The sequence below is a fragment of the Massilia sp. LC238 genome (genome assembly GCF_000735635.1).
GTDB classification, from domain to species: Bacteria; Pseudomonadota; Gammaproteobacteria; order Burkholderiales; family Burkholderiaceae_D; genus Telluria; species Telluria varians.
The window spans coordinates 13,075-28,781 of record NZ_JNNN01000079.1; the positions used below are offsets into that span (position 1 = coordinate 13,075).

Here is a 15,707-nt window from a genome sequence, read left to right on the forward strand (position 1 = left end):
AAGGCAAGACCGAAGCTCAAGCGATGAGCTCGGGGCGGCTGCCCGGATTGAAATCGGCCCAGTCGCCGTCGACGATGTTGCCCTCGGCACGCTCGATGTGGTGGGCGCCGAGCTGCCGCAGCACGTCGACCGCGCGGTCCGCCATGCCGGCGTCGTCGAAAGCGACCGCTACCAGCATGCCGGCTTCGCGCGGCGGCACCCGGTTCTCGCTGCTGCCTTCTTCGGATTCGCCGCGGTCCTTCATCTTGGAAAAGCTGAACAGCGAGCCGACGTGGCCGCCGACCAGACCGCCCACGACCGGGCCCAGCGGCCCGGTGACGGGCGACGTGGCGGCGCCGATCACCGCGCCGACCGCGCCGCCGGTGGCGACACCCTGCACCACGCCTTCCGGCGTTTCCTTGGCGCCGGGAGACTGCAGATGGTCGCCCCCGATCGGGGTCTGGTCGTGCTGGCCCGGCTGGCTCAGGTAGAACCCGCTGATGCGGCTGTTGTCGAAGCCAGCGTCGGCCAGCGCGCGGCGCGCGCGGTCGACTTCATCCTGAAGCTGGAAACGCCCTGCAATAATGGTAGACATGACGATTTCTCCTGGATCGTTGGTAGCTCAACTATGCCCCGCCGCGCCTGTATTGCTCTGTACGGACACGCACGCAGCTCAGGTACTTAGCGCCATTGGCCGTAGACGACACCATGCTGGAACGGATCGTCGAACACCGGCTGCGGTTCGGCCACCCAGTCGCGCGGATCGACGCGGAAATACTTCAGGAATTCCTCGTACAGGTCCGGGTGGCGCGCCGACAGTTCCCATGGCTGCTCGAAAAAGCTTTCGGTCGCCACCGCGAAGAACTCGGCCGGGCTGCTGGCGCCGTAATGGTCGAGCACGCCGCGCTGCCCCCACATCGCATCGCGCCGCAAGGCCGCGTAGTTGCGCGACAGGACTTCGGACCAGCTGCGGTAGCGCTCGGTGCTGCCCAGGTAGGGCGCGCCGTTGGTGCTGCCCGATTCGCTGTCGAGCTGGTGGGCGAACTCGTGCAGCACCACATTGTGACTCTCGGGCGCATCCGCCCCGGCACGGCGCACATGGTCCCAGGACAGGATCACGCGGCCGTCGCCCCAGGATTCGCCCAGCAGGTCCTGGCGCTGCTCGGTGACGACGCCCGCGGCATCGACCTCGCGGCGCGGCACCAGGAAGGCGCCCGGATAGACCAGCACCGCATGCAGCGACGGGTACAGGTTCGCCGGGCTGGCGTCGCCGGTCCGTCCCAGCACCAGCATGCAGGCCTGGGCGGCGATGGTCACGCGCATCTCGTCCGTCACCTCGAGGCCAGCGCAGCCGACGAAGGCTTTCTCGTGCAGGAATTGCTGGACCAGGCGCCGCAGGCGCCGCTGCTGCCCCTCGTCCATGCGGGCATACTGGGCCAGGTTACGCTCGAGAATGGCCACCAGCTCCGGCGCGAGCGGACGCGCCAGTGCGCGGCGCAGGCGCAGCTTCGGCAACAGCCATGCCGCCAGCAGTCCGGCCCCGATGAGGCCGGCGATGATGCCTTCCATGTCAGGCTTCCCGTGAGGATGCAACCCATGCCAGCACGTCGTCGGCGCCGCCGATCAGCCTGCCGCCCACGAATACCTGCGGCCAAGTCAGGCGACCGGTCAGGCCGCGCAGCACGCTCGTCGTGATCTTCTGGTCTTCCGAAATATCGGTGAACACGATGTCATTCTCGCGCAAGGCGGCCTTGGCGCGCGCACAATGCGGGCAGCCGGGGCGCGAGAACATCACCACCGGCTCGGGAATCTTCGCATTCGGGTTGATATAGCTCAGCATCGTATCGGCGTCCGAAACCTCGAAGGGGTCGCCTTCGCGCTGTGGCTCGATGAAGATTTTGTCGATTATGCCGTCCTTGACCAGCATCGCGTAGCGCCAGGAGCGCATGCCGAAACCGAGGTCGCGCTTGTCGACCAGCATGCCCATGCCCTCGGTGAAATCGCCGTTGCCGTCCGGGATCAGGGTGATGTTGCCGGCATCCTGCCCGGACTTCCACTGGTTCATCACGAAAGCGTCGTTGACGGCGATGCAGACGATGTCGTCGACGCCGTTCTCGCGCAGGGTCGGCGCCAGCTCGTTGTAGCGCGGCAGGTGGGTCGAGGAACAGGTGGGCGTGAAGGCGCCGGGCAGCGAGAACACGACCACGGTCTTGCCCTTGAAGAGCTCGTCCGTGCTGATGTCCTGCCATTGGTCGTCGGGGCGCGCCTTGAAGCTCACGCGCGGGACCGGCCTGCCCTGCAGGGACTCCGCGGTCGGTAAAGTGCTTGGCATCGGTCATCCTTTCCTTTTAGCGGCAGCGCGGCCGCGATGGGAGGGAGGTAGGGCTTGTTGACCGGATTTCAACACACCGTCGTTAAAAATTGTTCACTTGAAAAACAAAAAGCCGCGCAACGCGCGGCTTGAATGACGACAGCGATCGTCTGGACCGGCGGCTGCCGCGGGTCTCTACCGCGGCCGGCCGGGTGCGCTTATTTAAGCGCGTTCCTTGGCGGTCTGGCTCGGGGCCGGGCCGAACAGGGCTGCCACCAGCGGATCGCGGGTGACCGGGCTGCGGTTGACGCGAATCGCGTAATGGGTGTCGTCCGCCAGGATGTGGAAGTGGCGGCCGCTGCCGGCCATGTTCTGCTCGCGCAGGCCCGGACGCTCCTTGCGCGGGGCGGCGCCTTCGCGCTTCGGCTGGCAGATCGCGGCCAGGAAGGCCTTCACGCGTTCCTGGTCCGGGCAGATCTGGTACACGGCCTTGCCCAGGTAGGTGGCGGTGCCTTCGATGTAGCGTGCCAGCTCGATGACGCCGGCTTCGCGCAGGTCACGGATGTACTTGCGTGCGCCCGACGGCGAGAATTTCAGGAACCATGCGATTTCGTCGGCCAGCATTTCATGGGTCGACAGTTCGTTGATCAGTTTCTGCATGTTTTCGATCCGGCGCTGCGTGGCCGAGGTCGAACGGACGCGTTCGATCGGCGCCAGCGAAATCGGCGCGCGCTCGGTCGGTTGCGGGGGGACGCGTTCGATCAGCGCAGAGTTGCTGGAAGTGTGCACCGCGCCGATGTCGCCTTGCACCGCGTTGTGATGGGTCGTTGCATGCATGTTCTTGAGCTCCGTTTAAAGAGTGAGACTGTGTGGTCCGGGTCGCTGTGTGTCGTATGACACCCTGACAACACCTCGGTTCCGCTTAACTGGGCTCAAGATTGCCTGCGTCAGACATCCCGGTCTGTGCGCCATCCAACATTCAGAATTATTCCTGCAAGCATTTTTGATAAGGCCGCTTGCCGGAGGCTGGCAGTCGTGCTTGTTTCCAGCGGAAAAAATCGCGCACCAACATGGTGCGCACGCCAGACGCATGTGGCATTTTTACCACTGTTGTAAAATTGCACAGCTCATCGCCGCTAGGTGCGGTACCGCACCGAGATTGCGGAACTTGCACTGTTAATCTTTATCCAACATCTATGTCAAGGCATGCGATGTCAATAACCCTTCACCTTATGGGAGTCACCTGTGAATAATACGAAGAAGATCGCCCTGGCCGCCGCCCTCCTGTGCGCGGCCGGCAGCTCCATGGCCCAAGAAGTCATCAACCCGTCGTGGTACATCCAGCCGAGCGCCATCCTTGCGAAGCCGGACGCGCGCATGGGCGTGGCGGACCGCGACTGGGGCGGCGGGTTGAAGTTCGGTAAGGCCGTGAACGAAATGTGGGACATCCAGTTCGGCGGCAGCCAGGTGCGTTTCGAAGACGGCCCGGCGCGTTACCGCCAGACCCTGCTGGGCGCCGACGCCTTGCTGATGTTCTCGCGCAAGAGCTTCCGCCCCTTCGTGCTCCTCGGTGTCGGTGTCGAACGTGACAAGGTGCAGAACCCGCTGCGCAACGTCGGCAAGAATTCGCCCTACCTGACCGCCGGTATCGGTTATCAGGCAACGCTGACCCCGCAATGGTCGATGCAGTTCGACGTGCGCGCCGTGCGCGGCTTCCTGCGCGACCACGAGCAGTTCGGCCCGCGCCGCATCAACAACAAGTACATGAGCATCGGCCTGAACTACGCCTTCAACCCGCCGCCGGCACCGCCGGCACCGGCGCCGGCACCGGCACCGGTCGTGGAAGCCCCGGCACCGGCACCGGCACCGGTCGCTCCTCCGCCGCCGCCGCGCTTCGAGAAGGTCACCCTGGAAGCCACCAAGCTGTTCGAGTTCGACAAGTCCGACCTGATCATGCCGTCGCCGAAGCTGGACGAAATCGCCGCCGCCCTGCAGGCCGATCCGAGCGTCACCGACGTCGACATCACCGGCTACACCGACCGCCTGGGTTCGGAAAAATACAACCTGAAGCTGTCCGAGCGCCGCGCCAACACCGTGCGCGACTACCTGATCAGCAAGGGCGTCGACGGCAACCGCCTGAAGGCCTACGGCAAGGGCGAAGCCAACCCGCTGGTCCAGTGCAACCAGCGCAAGCGCCAGGAACTGATCGATTGCCTGGAGCCGAACCGCCGCGTCGAGGTCGAGCAGATCACCGTCGAGAAGCGCGTTCAGTAACAGGCGGCAGCGCCTGCCCGGCCGCGCTTACCGTCCCGCACGGCAGGACGGCCGGGCATCACCGCATGATCGAAGGGGGCTGCGGCCCCCTTTTCAATTGGAGGAGTCATGGCTATCAAAAAATGGCTGCCGTATTCGTGTGAGCTGGTCCACGTGATGCGCTGCGCGGTAATGGAATGGCTCGATCATCGCGCCTCCAGCAAAGGGGCGGCACTTGCCTTCTATACCTTGTTCTCGCTGGCGCCGGTGCTGGTGCTGGTGATCGCCATCGCCGGCTTCTTCTATGGCGCCGAAGCGGCCCAGGGACAACTGCTGGCCCAGCTGCGCGGCCTCGTCGGTCCCCAGGGGGCCGAAACCATCCAGGCGATCCTGGCCGGCGCGCAGAACAAGGAGAGCGGACTGTTCGCGACCATCGTCGCCTTCGTGCTGCTGATCGTGGGCGCCACCACCGTGTTCTCGGAACTGAAGGACAGCCTGGACGAGATCTGGGACGTTCCGCCGCCGAAGGAATCCGGCTTCTGGAACCTGGTGCGCACCCGCCTGCTCTCCTTTGGCCTGATCCTGGTGCTGGGCTTCCTGCTGATGGTCTCGCTGGTCGTCAGCGCGGCACTGGCCGTGGTCGAGACCTACATCGGCGGCATGTGGAAGGAAGCCGCCTTGGTCATGGGCTGGGTCGCCTCGGCGGTGAGCTTCCTGGTGATCGCTACCCTGTTCGGCGTGATCTACAAGCTGCTGCCGCGCATCAAGCTGTCCTGGCACGACGTCACCATCGGTGCGCTGGGAACGGCCGCGATGTTCACGCTTGGCAAGTTCGGCATCGGCCTCTACATCGGCAACAGCGGCACCACGGACAGCTTCGGCGCGGCCGGCTCGCTGATCGCCCTGCTGCTCTGGGTGTATTACTCGGCGCAGATCTTCTTCCTGGGCGCCGAGTTCGCCCGCCAGTATGCGCTCAAGATGGGCAGCCTGAAGCACAAGCCGGCGCATGAGACCGGGGACAAGAAGAAAGAGGAGGATGCGCCGCCGGAGCCGACTGTCACCTGGAAGAACGGGCGCGCGGGGTAATCTGCGCAATTGGTCGGCGCCGTTGGTCGGCGCTATTGGTCTGCACACTGTGTTCCTAGCCGGGCGGCGCCTTTGGTCGGCGCTATCGGTCCGCACACTGTGTTTCTAGCCGGGCGGCACCGCCGCCCGAGCGTGACTTGGTCCACCGGACCAAGTCACTCCCCCAGCAACTCCGCCAGCGCTTCCATTCCCTCGACCCGTTCGGCCACCACCTTCAGCACCACCACCACCGGCACGCCGAGCAGCAGGCCCCACATCCCCCACAGCCAGCCCCAGAACAGCAGGCTCACGAAGACGGCCGCCGGGTTCATCTTGGCGATCTTGCCGGTCATCCAGGTCGTCACGACCATGCCGACCAGTGTCGCGATGCCGAGCGAGGACCCGGCCACCAGGATCACCATGCGCAGCGACTCGAACTGGAAGAAGGCCACCGCCCCGGTGGCGATGGTGATCAGGAGCGGGCCGAAGTAAGGCACGATGTGGGCCACGCCGGCGAAGGCGGCCCAGGCGCCGGCGTTCTCGAGGCCGATCGCACGCAGTGCCGCCCAGGTGAGCAGCGCCAGCAGCACGTTGGTCACCAGCAGCATGAACATGTACATCTGGATCGCATTGTTCATGTCGTCCAGGATGTGGACGGTCACTTTTTTGCGCGTCAACGAGGGCCCGGTGAGCTTGACCAGCTTGCGCTTGAAGGTGTCGCCCGCGAGCAGCAGGAAGAACACCAGGAACACCACCATGGTGGCTTGCGACAGGAAGGTGGCCAGGCCGATCGAGCCGGCCAGCACCCAGTCCATCACGCGGATGCTGCTGCCGGCCGCGGGCGCCGGCGGGACCGACTGGGTGCGCTTCTGGATCGCACGGCGCTCTTCCCCGCCGGTGGCGCTGGAGGCGGCGCGCTCGATCTCGGCGGCGGCGGCCTGCACCTGCTGGATGGTCGAGCGCTGGCCGGTGCTGTCGGTCAGGATCCTGGTGACCTTGGTCGTCAGGGTCGGCAGCTCGTCGATGATGTTGAAGAATTCGTCCTGCAGCCGGTACAGGGTGCCGCCCAGCGCGCCCATGATGACGGCGGTGACCAGGGTCGCGCCGATGACGCGCTTGACGTGCCAGCGCTCGAGCCAGCGCACGACCGGGTTGAGGGTATAGGCGATGAAGATGCCGAGCAGGAGCGGCACGAAGAATTTCTGCGCCCACTGGAGCGCGAACAGGCTGGCGATGGTGGCCAGGATGCCCAGCAAGAGCCCGCGGGCATTGACGTGGATCGGCAGCCGCAGGCCGCCCACGTGCATCGTGAGCTCGTCGCCTGCAGGGCCGGGCTCGGCGCCTGGTCCCGCCGCCGGGGAAGCGGGGGGTGGCGCCGCCGGGGCGGCATTGTCGGGCGCGCTTGCAGCTGGTTCGACAGGTTCGGGTGGTGCGAGCTGCATGGATCGTGCCTTGACAATGGAGCCGGGCCGCCCCGGCGCTGGGGATTACTTGACGCGGATGTCGTTCTTCACAGAGGTTACACCTTGTACGCCGCGCGCGATTTCCACGGCGCGCTGTGCGTCGCGCGGCTCGGCCACGAAGCCCGACAGCTGGACGTCGCCCTTGTAGGTTTCCACGTTCACTTCGGTCGCCTTGACGGTCGGGTCGGCGGCGAAGGCAGCCTTGACCTTGGTGGTGATTACGGCGTCATCGACGTACTCGCCGGCGGACTTCGAGGTCGGGTTCGACGAGCAGCCCACGGCGGTGATGGCGACGGCGGCGGTGAAGGCGGCGGTGACGAGGCGTTGTGCGATTTTCATGATAGCTCCTTGATTAAAAACTGCGGTGGTCTAACTACAGTAAAGCCCATGCGGGCAAGTGGGATCATTTTCCGAACGCGGTCTTGGCAGTGTTGACGCACTGGTCCTTGACGGCGCCGGCGTAGGCATCGCATTTCTGGATCGCGACGCGGTATTCGGCGGCCAGCTTGTCTTCGCGCGCATCCTGGCGCGCTTCGATGGCCTTGCGGTCGGCCTTGGCATCGGCCTGGGCGGCAACCAGGGTGGCCTTGGCCTGCTCCATGCAGACGTCGCGGTCATTGCCGGTGACGGCGGCGCAGCGCACCTTGTCGCGGTCGTAGTTGGCGGACGCGATGCGCATGCGGGCTTGGGTATAGGCCGACAGGGTATTCTTGTACGCGGCCTCGGCTTCTTCCTCGACACGCACGCGTGCGGCCTTGGCCTCGGCCATGCACAGGTCGTGCGGGTTGCCGGCGATCTGGTCGCAGCGCGCCCGCGCCGACTTGTAGTTCGCTTCGGCCGTGGCCTTGGCCTGTTCGTAGGCCGTCTTTGCATCCGGCACGGCTTGCGCCCGTACCGCGCCAGCCCAGGCGAGCGCGGCGCCGACGAGCAGGAATGCATGGGATGTTTTCATTTTTTATTCTCCATTTGTCAACACGCTAATGACGTTTTACACGTCGGTTGGCGCAGTTTCTGTTCGGTGCCGAACACAGCAGGCTTACTGCAACAAGTCATCTGTATATGGATCAAATTCGGCGTGGAAGCTCTCTGAAAAAGGAGCCAGATATGCTGGGCAAGGACGGTTAGGCAACGCACAGACCCCTTGCGCGGCCGTGGCTAAGCTGGAGCCATACACTTATCAGGAGAACAACATGAAAGCAACCCGTACTCTCGCTGTTGCCGTGCTGGCTTCCACCGCCCTCCTTACCGGCTGCGCCAGTACCTCGTCGAACCCCTACGCGTCGAACAACGGCTACAACAGCGGCTATAACAACGTCTCGATGGGCTATGGCACGATCGAGTCGATCCAGGTCGTCCAGGGCGAAAACCGCACCAGCGGCGCCGGTGCGATCCTGGGCGGCGTGGTTGGCGCCCTGGCCGGCAACCAGGTCGGCAGCGGTAGCGGCCGTACCGCCGCGACCGTCGCCGGCGGCGTTGCAGGCGCGGCGATCGGCAATAACGTCGAGCGCAACCGCCAGGCCGGCGGCGCCGAGATGTACCAGATCAACGTGCGCATGGATAACGGCGAGTACCGCGCCGTGAACCAGGACAGCGTCTACGACCTGCGCGTGGGCAACCGCGTGCGCATCGTCGACGGCCGCGTCTACCGCTACTGATCGGCACCGGCTTCGGGCAGCCCATCGCCCAAGGCGATCATGGAGGGGAGAGCGGCGCGGCGCCGCCTTCTTCCCGGCCAGCGCCTGCCCGTGCCGGCATCAACGGGCACCGGTCCTCGTGCCGGCCGTGCTGTCCCCGGCCGGGCGCCCAGCTTTGCACTGCGGCAGGCCTGGCCGCGGCACCTCTTCCGAACCTGGAGTACACCATGCGAATCCTATCGACCGTGCTGCGCGGGGCGTGTGCCTGCCTGCTCGGCAGCACCCTGCTCGCCCACGCCCAGCCCCCTACCCAGCCCCAGACCCGGACCAGCAGCGACGCCCTCGTCGATCCCGCCGCCGCCAGCAAGCAGGCGCGTGAAATCGCCCAGGGCGACCCGGCGCGCTGGTACCGCGAAGACGCGACCAGCCAGGCGCGGATGCGCACGCTGCAGAAGGAAATCGGCGCGGCATTGCAGGAAGCACGGAACGCCTGCAAGAAAGCCCCGGCGGCCGAGCGCAACGCCTGCATGCAGGAAGCGCGCGCGGTCTACCAGCGTGACATGGCGCAGGCCAAGGCGCGGCTGGCTGGACAGGATCAGACCCCCTGAACTGCACGCGGCGTTGGTTGAGCTTGTAGGGTGGACCGGGGCGCGTAGCCGGCTTTGCCGTGCGCGCGTTCAGCTCCGGCATGAGGAGCTACACCGCTGCCGAAAGTTGAACGCGCGGTCGGCGGAGCGTGATCTGGTCCACTGGACCAGATCACCCCTACGTGACATTAGCTGTTCTGGCTCATCCGTATCGGCAAAAAAAACGGCGTGCAATCAATGATTGCGACGCCGCTCAAGCCCCACCATATTCGAATCGGTTTGACTTCCTTGCCGTGTCAGCTCAGCCCGTTCTGCTGGACACGGCGTTTGTTCATGTACCAGCCTGCCACACCCAGCAGGATGGCGGCAGCACCGGCAGGCTTGCCGAGCTTGCGCTGGCGGATGAAGTTGAACAGCGCCAGCCCATAAGGCATCAGCACCGACACGCTAGTGCCGGTCGGTTTCAACAGGGCGTCGGCGCGTGCGCGCAGGGCCCAGGTGGCGTGGTCTATCGTGCTGTGCAACATCACCTCGGGGCGCGCCGCGTGGCGAATCTGCGCCCGCGCATGCGCCACGTTGCTGCGGAAGAACTCGCCCTCGCGCAGCAGCTCCTGCTTGCGCGCCACCGGGTCCAGGCTGTGCTTGTGGCCGGCCAGTCCGGTCGTTCCATCTTGATTGTGCATGTTTCCCCTCCTTCGTGTCGCCGCTCAGAGCAGCATGTCGCGGTCGTTCTTCAGTTCCTTCATGGTCGCCGGGAACGAGAGCTTGTCCTGCTTGAGCAGGGCCAGGCCCTTCGCCACCAGGATGCCGGTGATAACCAGGAACACGACGAACAGGATCAGCAGGATCTTCCAGCCCATGTCGTCCCATGCCAGCGCGACGATGGTCGCGGTGCCGTAGGCGATGGCGAACCAGATCGCCAGGATGGCCGCGCCGAACAGGGCCACGAGTTCGATCAGGTGGTTGCGCACCTCGGACAGCTCGAGCGCGGCCAGTTCCACGCGCGATACCACCAGGCCGAACAGGCTTTTCATGAGGCTGGAGATCCCGCCCATGAGGCCGGGGGTATGCACGACGGTGTCGTCTTTTTGCATGGCGGTCCCCGGCGGCGCTTACGGCTTACGGCTCAGAAGGACGCCGAGCAGCACGCCGATACCGGCGGCAACCGCGAGCGTACGGTATGGGTTGTCCTTCACGTAGACATCGGCCTCGTGGGCCAGTTCCCTGCCCCTTTCCATCGCCTGGCCCTGGTAGTGGCTGGCGCGGCCCAGTGCGCGGTCGAGCAGCTCCATGCCGCGGCTGCGCAGTTCCTCGGCCTTGTCGCCGGTCAGGGCGGCGGCGGCGCTCAGCATCGACTGGGCGTCGCGCACCAGTGCCTGCATGTCCGACGATGCGTCGGCGGCCTTGCTGTCGAACTGGTAGCCGTGGGCGTGGGATTTCAGGTTGCTGCGGGTGGTGTCTAGCATGGTGTGCTCCATTGTTATCGATGGGTAATGAATGTAAAGCCGGCCTCAGGCCAGCAGGTCGCGCATGTCGTCGGCATGCTCTTCTTCGACGGCCATGATATCGGTAAGCATCTTGGTCGTCGTCGGGTCGCGGTCGCCGATCGCCTGGATCATCTGGCGATAGGATTCGATCGCCACGCGCTCGGCGATCAGGTCGGCGCGGATCATCGCCTGCACGTCGTCGGAATCGTCGTACTCGGCATGGCTGCGCGCGGTCAGCGTGGCTGGATTGAAGTTCGGCGATCCGTTCAGTTGCACGATGCGCTCGGCGATGCGGTCGGCATGGTCCTGCTCCTGCTGGGCGTGCTCGAGGAACTCGGCCTTGATGTGGCCGGTGTTCGGGCCGCTCACGGTGTAGTAGTGCCGCTTGTAGCGCAGCACGCACAGCAGCTCGGTGGCCAGCGCGTCGTTCAGCATCGCGATGACCGCCTCGCGGTCGGCCTGGTAGCCCTCGGTGACGGCGCCGTCGTCGAGGTTGGCCGCCGCGCGGCGGATGGCTCCGACGTCGAAGCCATGCGCCAGGTGTTTCGTTTCTTCCATAGTCTTACCTCGTGAACCTTGTTGCAGGAATCAGCTCAACGTCCCGCCGTACGTGGCGGGATCTGTGCATTCTCGTTCGACAGCACGATCTCGACCCGGCGGTTGAGCTGGCGGTTGGACGCCGTATCGTTCGGGGCCACCGGGAAGGCCTCGCCGTAGGCGCGCATGGCGATGCGGTCGCGCGGCACGCCCATCGAGCCCAGCGCCGAGGCCACCGCTTCGGCACGGCGCTGCGACAGTTCCTGGTTGTAAGAGGAGCTGCCGGTACTATCCGTAAACCCTTCGACCAGCACGGTACGGTTCGGGTTCTGCGCCATGACGTCGGCCAGTTTGCGCAAGGTCGACATGCCGTTCGGTGTCAGGGTCGCCTGGTTGGTGGCGAACAGCACGTCGCCGATCGTCACGACATAGCCGCGCTCGGTCTTGACGGCCTGCAGCTCGACCAGCAGCGCTTCGAGCACGGCGGCGCGCTGGGCCAGCGCGGCGTTCTGCTGCTGGGCGTCGGCGGCCTGCTGCTGGGCAGCCTGGGCCTGGGCCTGCGCCTGGGCGGCCTGGGCCTGTGCCGCCTCGGCCTCGCGCTTGGCGCGATCGGCCTCCGCGGTGCGGGCCGCCAGGCGGACCTGGTCGCGTTCGCGCGATGCGTTCGCGATGTCGGCTTCGGCCGCCTTTGCCCTGGCCACCTCCACCGCGGTGGCGACGCGCTGCTTGGCCACGTAGGCCAGGCGGTCGACGTCGTTCAGGCTTTCGCGGCGCGCGGCCGCGGCGTTGGCCTGGTCGAGGGCGTCGCTGGCCTGCTTGAACTCGAGCGGCGCATACTGGGCGACCTGTGGATTGTTGTTGGCGGAGACGAAATCGGCGCGCGCCTGGTCCAGCGTCGGCGTGGTCATCGGGGCGGTGGCGCAGGCCGTGGCCAGCACGGCGGCGGCCAGCAGCGACATCGTGGAACGGGTTTTCATGGCTTGTCCTTTTTCCTGGGCGCCGCATGGCGCGGCGGTCAATGAAGGGAACTTCTTCTTATTACGGCGTCGGCTTACTGCGTCGAGGTCGTGGCCGACGGCGCATTGGCGCGCTCGACTTCCTCGCGCAGCACGCGCAGGTCGGCGTCGAGCGCGTTGGCCGCCGCGGTGGCCTTGGCCGAGTTGGCCTTGCTCTGCGCCAGCTTGGCGTCGGCCTGGGCCTGGATCGCCAGCTCGCGGGCCAGCTTGTAGTCCTTGGCCGCCAGGGCCGCGTTGGCGCGCACCATCTTGTCGCGCGCGGCGGTGATCTCGGCCGGAGCCAGCTCGGCGGCACCGGCCGACACGGCGTTCTCGACGGCATTGCGCGACACCGCCACGTCGGCGGTGGCAGGCGCCTTCTGCGGGCTGGCACAACCCACCAGCGCCAGCACGGCTGCGGCAGCCAGCGGCGTCAAGAGACGGCGCATCGCATGTTCTTGGTCCATCGCTTTTCTCCTTTTGATGAGGAAATGTCCTTGGTAACGTTATAAACCTGTTATCTCTTGCCTTCGGTTCGCTGCCGCACATTGCCCGGCTCGTAGCGATCTGCTCAACAGAAGAGCGTTAGGCAGCGCACATTGGGCGTAAAGGCCTTGCGCTAAGCTGGCCTGAACCTACCTACCACCGAGAGTCCGCCATGGCCGAGACCGACAAACAGGCGGCGCAGGGCCGTCATCCGGCGCGCCGCAAGAGCAGCAAAATCCTGTTGAGCATCCTTGGGATCCTGGTCGCCATCCCGGTGATCGCCATCGTGTTCATCCTCACCTTCGACTGGAACCGTGCCCGCCCCTGGATCAATGCCAAGGTGAGCGAGGCCATCGAACGCCCCTTCGACATCCGCGGCAACCTGAACGTCGAATGGGAGCGCCCCGCCAAGACCATGGCGCCGGCGGAACGCACCTAGCGCGACCACATCCCGTGGCCGCACCTGATCGCCAACGACACCCACGTCGGCAACCCGGCCGGCCTGCCGGCGCAGGATTCCGGCAGCGCACGCCAGTTCTCGTTCTCGGTCAATCCCTTCGCCCTGCTGTCGAAGACCATCAACATTCCGCTGCTGCGTTTCGACGGCCCGCGGGTGGACCTGCTGCGCCTCGACGAGCAGCGCAACAACTGGACCTTCAAGCGCAAGGAAGAAAAGTCCAAATGGACACTCGACCTCGACCGCATCGTGCTGACCGACGGCATCGTGCACATCAAGGACGCAGTGACGAAGGCCGACGTGACGGCGAAGGTGCGCACGCTCGAGAACGGTGGGCGCTACGGGGTCGGCTGGACCCTCGACGGCACCTACAACGGCGCGCCGGTCACCGGCGGCGGCAAGGCCGGCGCGGTGCTCTCGCTCAAGCAGCAGAGCACGCCCTACCCGATCCAGGCCGAGATGAAATCGGGCAAAACGCGGATTGCGATCGAAGGCACGGCGACCCGGCCCGCGAAACTGGCGGCGATCGACCTGAAGCTGGAGCTGGCCGGCCCCAGCATGGACCAGCTGTACAACTTCACCGGCGTGGTACTGCCGACCACCGGCCCGTTCTCGACCTCGGGCCGGCTGACCGGCACCCTGGGCGAAGAGAACAAGGACGGCAAGCGCAGCATGCGCTGGGTGTACGACGGCTTCAAGGGCAAGGTCGGGTCCTCGGACATCGGCGGACGCCTCGAATACGCCACCGGCGGGGTCCGGCCCAAGCTGTCGGGCAAGGTCCACTCGCAAACCCTGGTGTTCGCCGACCTGGCGCCGCTGATCGGCGCCGACTCCAACGCCGCCAAGAAGGAGCGCAATGCCGACGCAGTGCAGCCCGGCGGCAAGGTATTGCCGGTCGAGGAATTCAAGACCGAGCGCTGGAACAAACTGGATGCCGACGTGCGCTTCGCCGCCGACCGCATCATCCGCGACACGGCCTTCCCGATCAGCAAGCTGTCGACCCACCTGAAGATGGATAACGCCGTGCTCAACCTCGAGCCGCTCGAGTTCGCCATGGCCGGGGGCACGGTGCGCTCCAACATCCGTCTCGACGGCCGAGGCCGCCAGGGCCCGAAGGCGATCAAGGCCCAGGCCAAGGTCACGGCCCGCAAGATCGAGATCAAGAAGCTGTTCCCGAAGATCGATCAGCTGCAGGCCTCGGTGGGCAGCATCAGCGGCGACGCCAACCTCACCGCCCAGGGCAATTCCGTGTCCAGCCTGCTGGCCGGCTCGAACGGCGAACTGAAAACCTTGATCAGCCAGGGCCAGGTCAGCAAGATGATGCTGGAGATGATGGGCCTGAACGTGGCCAACATCGTCATCACCAAGCTGTTCGGCGACAAGCAGGTGCAGCTCAACTGCATGGCCTCCGATTTCGCCGTCACCAACGGCCTGGCGCGCACGCGCTACTTCGTGGTGGACACCAAGGAAGCGCTGATCAACATCGAAGGCAGTATCAACCTGGCCAACGAGCAGCTGGACCTGCGCATCGATCCGAAAACCAAGGGCCTGCGCCTGATCTCCTTGCGCTCGCCCTTCTACGTGCGCGGCCCCTTCAGCCAGCCGGACGTGTCGGTGGACAAGGGCGTGCTGGCGATGAAGGCCGGCAGCGCCATCGCGCTCGCGACCATCGCGGCGCCGGTCGCGGCCCTGCTACCCCTGATCAATACCGGTCCGGGCGAGGACAGCGACTGCGCCCGCCTGCTGTCCGACGCGCGCGAGAAGCCGAAGGCGCCGCCGCCGGGCAAGACCCAGCGCCGCTGAAACAATTTTTACATGGCATTGTGTGTTGTCGAACAGATCAGTACAAGCCGAAACCGGTATCTTGCTCACATGGACTCGACGAACGTTGCCGCATGAAGCGATTTGGTATCAGGACCGCCCTGGCGGTCATGCTGGCACTTGGCCAGGTCGCAGGATGCGCCACGTCGGGCGGCGGTGGACCGGTGGCGCAGTATGTGGACGACGCCACCATCACTGCCGGCGTCAAGGCTGCCATCGTGCGTGAACCGACGCTGAGCATCTTCGACATCGGCGTCGAGACCGTACAAGGCGTTGTGCAGCTGAGCGGATTCGTCAGCTCGGCGGACAGTGTGGCGGCCGCGGCATCGGTTGCCCGGACCGTGAAGGGCGTGAAGTCGGTCAAGAATGACCTGCGCTTGAAATAACCCACCGTAAAGGAGATCAATATGAAAACCATTAAACAACTGGTAGTGACCGCCACCCTGGCTACCGCAGCACTGGGCCTGACCGGCTGCGCCGGCATGTCGCAGCAAGACAAGAACACCGCGATCGGCGCAGGCGCCGGCGCCGTGATCGGTGGTGCCCTGACCGGCGGCAGCGCAGTCGGCACCGTCGGCGGCGCAGCCGTGGGCGGCGTGGTCGGCAACCAGGTTGGCAAGAAAAACTGACTG

General features: G+C 65.6%; 19 protein-coding genes and 1 pseudogene. 7 read left to right on the plus strand and 13 right to left on the minus strand.

The annotated features are described in order from the left end of the window. Window positions 1-16: 16 nt before the first annotated feature. From FG94_RS22980 to FG94_RS22995, 4 genes are all read right to left on the minus strand, one after another. Window positions 17-574 (minus strand): glycine zipper domain-containing protein, encoded by a 558-nt coding sequence (locus tag FG94_RS22980; RefSeq protein ID WP_036216639.1) that lies wholly within the window; start codon window positions 572-574, stop codon window positions 17-19. A gap of 86 nt (window positions 575-660) precedes the next feature. Further along, entirely contained in the window at window positions 661-1,548 is an 888-nt protein-coding gene (locus FG94_RS22985) for a zinc-dependent peptidase (protein ID WP_036216640.1), read from the minus strand. Between the two features lies 1 nt (window position 1,549). Then, window positions 1,550-2,311, minus strand: coding sequence for a glutathione peroxidase (locus tag FG94_RS22990; RefSeq protein ID WP_036216641.1), 762 nt, complete (start codon window positions 2,309-2,311; stop codon window positions 1,550-1,552). A 201-nt stretch (window positions 2,312-2,512) separates the two neighbouring features. Next, window positions 2,513-3,127, minus strand: coding sequence for a winged helix-turn-helix domain-containing protein (locus FG94_RS22995; protein ID WP_027866105.1), 615 nt, complete (start codon window positions 3,125-3,127; stop codon window positions 2,513-2,515). A 408-nt stretch (window positions 3,128-3,535) separates the two neighbouring features. On the opposite strand from FG94_RS22995, the gene FG94_RS23000 reads away from it, so the two are divergent. Further along, window positions 3,536-4,564 carry an OmpA family protein gene (locus tag FG94_RS23000; RefSeq protein WP_036216642.1) on the plus strand — a complete coding sequence of 343 codons (1,029 nt, stop codon included), beginning with the start codon at window positions 3,536-3,538 and terminating at the stop codon, window positions 4,562-4,564. A 108-nt stretch (window positions 4,565-4,672) separates the two neighbouring features. Further along, window positions 4,673-5,629 (plus strand): YihY/virulence factor BrkB family protein, encoded by a 957-nt coding sequence (locus FG94_RS23005; protein WP_051997031.1) that lies wholly within the window; start codon window positions 4,673-4,675, stop codon window positions 5,627-5,629. A gap of 155 nt (window positions 5,630-5,784) precedes the next feature. On the opposite strand, the gene FG94_RS23010 is transcribed toward FG94_RS23005, so the two are convergent. The 3 genes from FG94_RS23010 to FG94_RS23020 all read right to left on the minus strand — a co-directional run bounded on the left by FG94_RS23010 (window position 5,785) and on the right by FG94_RS23020 (window position 8,023). Beyond that, window positions 5,785-7,050, minus strand: coding sequence for an AI-2E family transporter (locus FG94_RS23010; protein WP_081926145.1), 1,266 nt, complete (start codon window positions 7,048-7,050; stop codon window positions 5,785-5,787). Between the two features lie 45 nt (window positions 7,051-7,095). Further along, a complete protein-coding gene (locus tag FG94_RS23015) occupies window positions 7,096-7,410 on the minus strand; it encodes a BON domain-containing protein (RefSeq protein ID WP_027866108.1) in 315 nt (104 codons plus the stop codon). A 64-nt stretch (window positions 7,411-7,474) separates the two neighbouring features. Further along, entirely contained in the window at window positions 7,475-8,023 is a 549-nt protein-coding gene (locus FG94_RS23020) for a hypothetical protein (RefSeq protein WP_027866109.1), read from the minus strand. A gap of 238 nt (window positions 8,024-8,261) precedes the next feature. Between FG94_RS23020 and FG94_RS23025 the strand changes: the two genes are divergently transcribed. Together FG94_RS23025 and FG94_RS23030 are read left to right on the plus strand one after the other, a co-directional pair. Further along, window positions 8,262-8,726, plus strand: a complete 465-nt coding sequence (locus FG94_RS23025) for a glycine zipper 2TM domain-containing protein (RefSeq protein WP_027866110.1) — start codon at window positions 8,262-8,264, stop codon at window positions 8,724-8,726. Between the two features lie 206 nt (window positions 8,727-8,932). Then, complete coding sequence (locus tag FG94_RS23030; protein WP_036216646.1) at window positions 8,933-9,313, plus strand: hypothetical protein; 381 nt, start codon at window positions 8,933-8,935, stop codon at window positions 9,311-9,313. A 275-nt stretch (window positions 9,314-9,588) separates the two neighbouring features. On the opposite strand, the gene FG94_RS23035 is transcribed toward FG94_RS23030, so the two are convergent. From FG94_RS23035 to FG94_RS23060, 6 genes are all read right to left on the minus strand, one after another. Further along, window positions 9,589-9,975, minus strand: coding sequence for a hypothetical protein (locus FG94_RS23035; RefSeq protein WP_027866111.1), 387 nt, complete (start codon window positions 9,973-9,975; stop codon window positions 9,589-9,591). A gap of 24 nt (window positions 9,976-9,999) precedes the next feature. Then, window positions 10,000-10,386, minus strand: a complete 387-nt coding sequence (locus tag FG94_RS23040; protein ID WP_036214457.1) for a phage holin family protein — start codon at window positions 10,384-10,386, stop codon at window positions 10,000-10,002. 18 nt (window positions 10,387-10,404) lie between these two features. After that, window positions 10,405-10,758, minus strand: coding sequence for a YqjD family protein (locus tag FG94_RS23045; RefSeq protein WP_036216648.1), 354 nt, complete (start codon window positions 10,756-10,758; stop codon window positions 10,405-10,407). Window positions 10,759-10,803: 45 nt separating this feature from the next. Further along, window positions 10,804-11,337 (minus strand): bacterioferritin, encoded by a 534-nt coding sequence (locus tag FG94_RS23050; protein ID WP_036216650.1) that lies wholly within the window; start codon window positions 11,335-11,337, stop codon window positions 10,804-10,806. 35 nt (window positions 11,338-11,372) lie between these two features. After that, window positions 11,373-12,293: an OmpA family protein gene (locus FG94_RS23055; protein WP_036216652.1), complete on the minus strand. Its 921-nt coding sequence runs from the start codon at window positions 12,291-12,293 to the stop codon at window positions 11,373-11,375. 74 nt (window positions 12,294-12,367) lie between these two features. Then, entirely contained in the window at window positions 12,368-12,778 is a 411-nt protein-coding gene (locus FG94_RS23060; RefSeq protein WP_229446046.1) for a DUF4398 domain-containing protein, read from the minus strand. Window positions 12,779-12,969: 191 nt separating this feature from the next. On the opposite strand from FG94_RS23060, the pseudogene FG94_RS23065 reads away from it, so the two are divergent. The 3 genes and pseudogenes from FG94_RS23065 (at window position 12,970) to FG94_RS23075 (ending at window position 15,704) form a co-directional block, all read left to right on the plus strand. Further along, a pseudogene (locus tag FG94_RS23065) lies at window positions 12,970-15,057 on the plus strand (AsmA family protein). 92 nt (window positions 15,058-15,149) lie between these two features. Next, window positions 15,150-15,461 carry a BON domain-containing protein gene (locus tag FG94_RS23070; protein ID WP_036216654.1) on the plus strand — a complete coding sequence of 104 codons (312 nt, stop codon included), beginning with the start codon at window positions 15,150-15,152 and terminating at the stop codon, window positions 15,459-15,461. Between the two features lie 21 nt (window positions 15,462-15,482). After that, window positions 15,483-15,704, plus strand: a complete 222-nt coding sequence (locus tag FG94_RS23075) for a glycine zipper 2TM domain-containing protein (protein ID WP_036216656.1) — start codon at window positions 15,483-15,485, stop codon at window positions 15,702-15,704. Window positions 15,705-15,707: the final 3 nt, after the last annotated feature.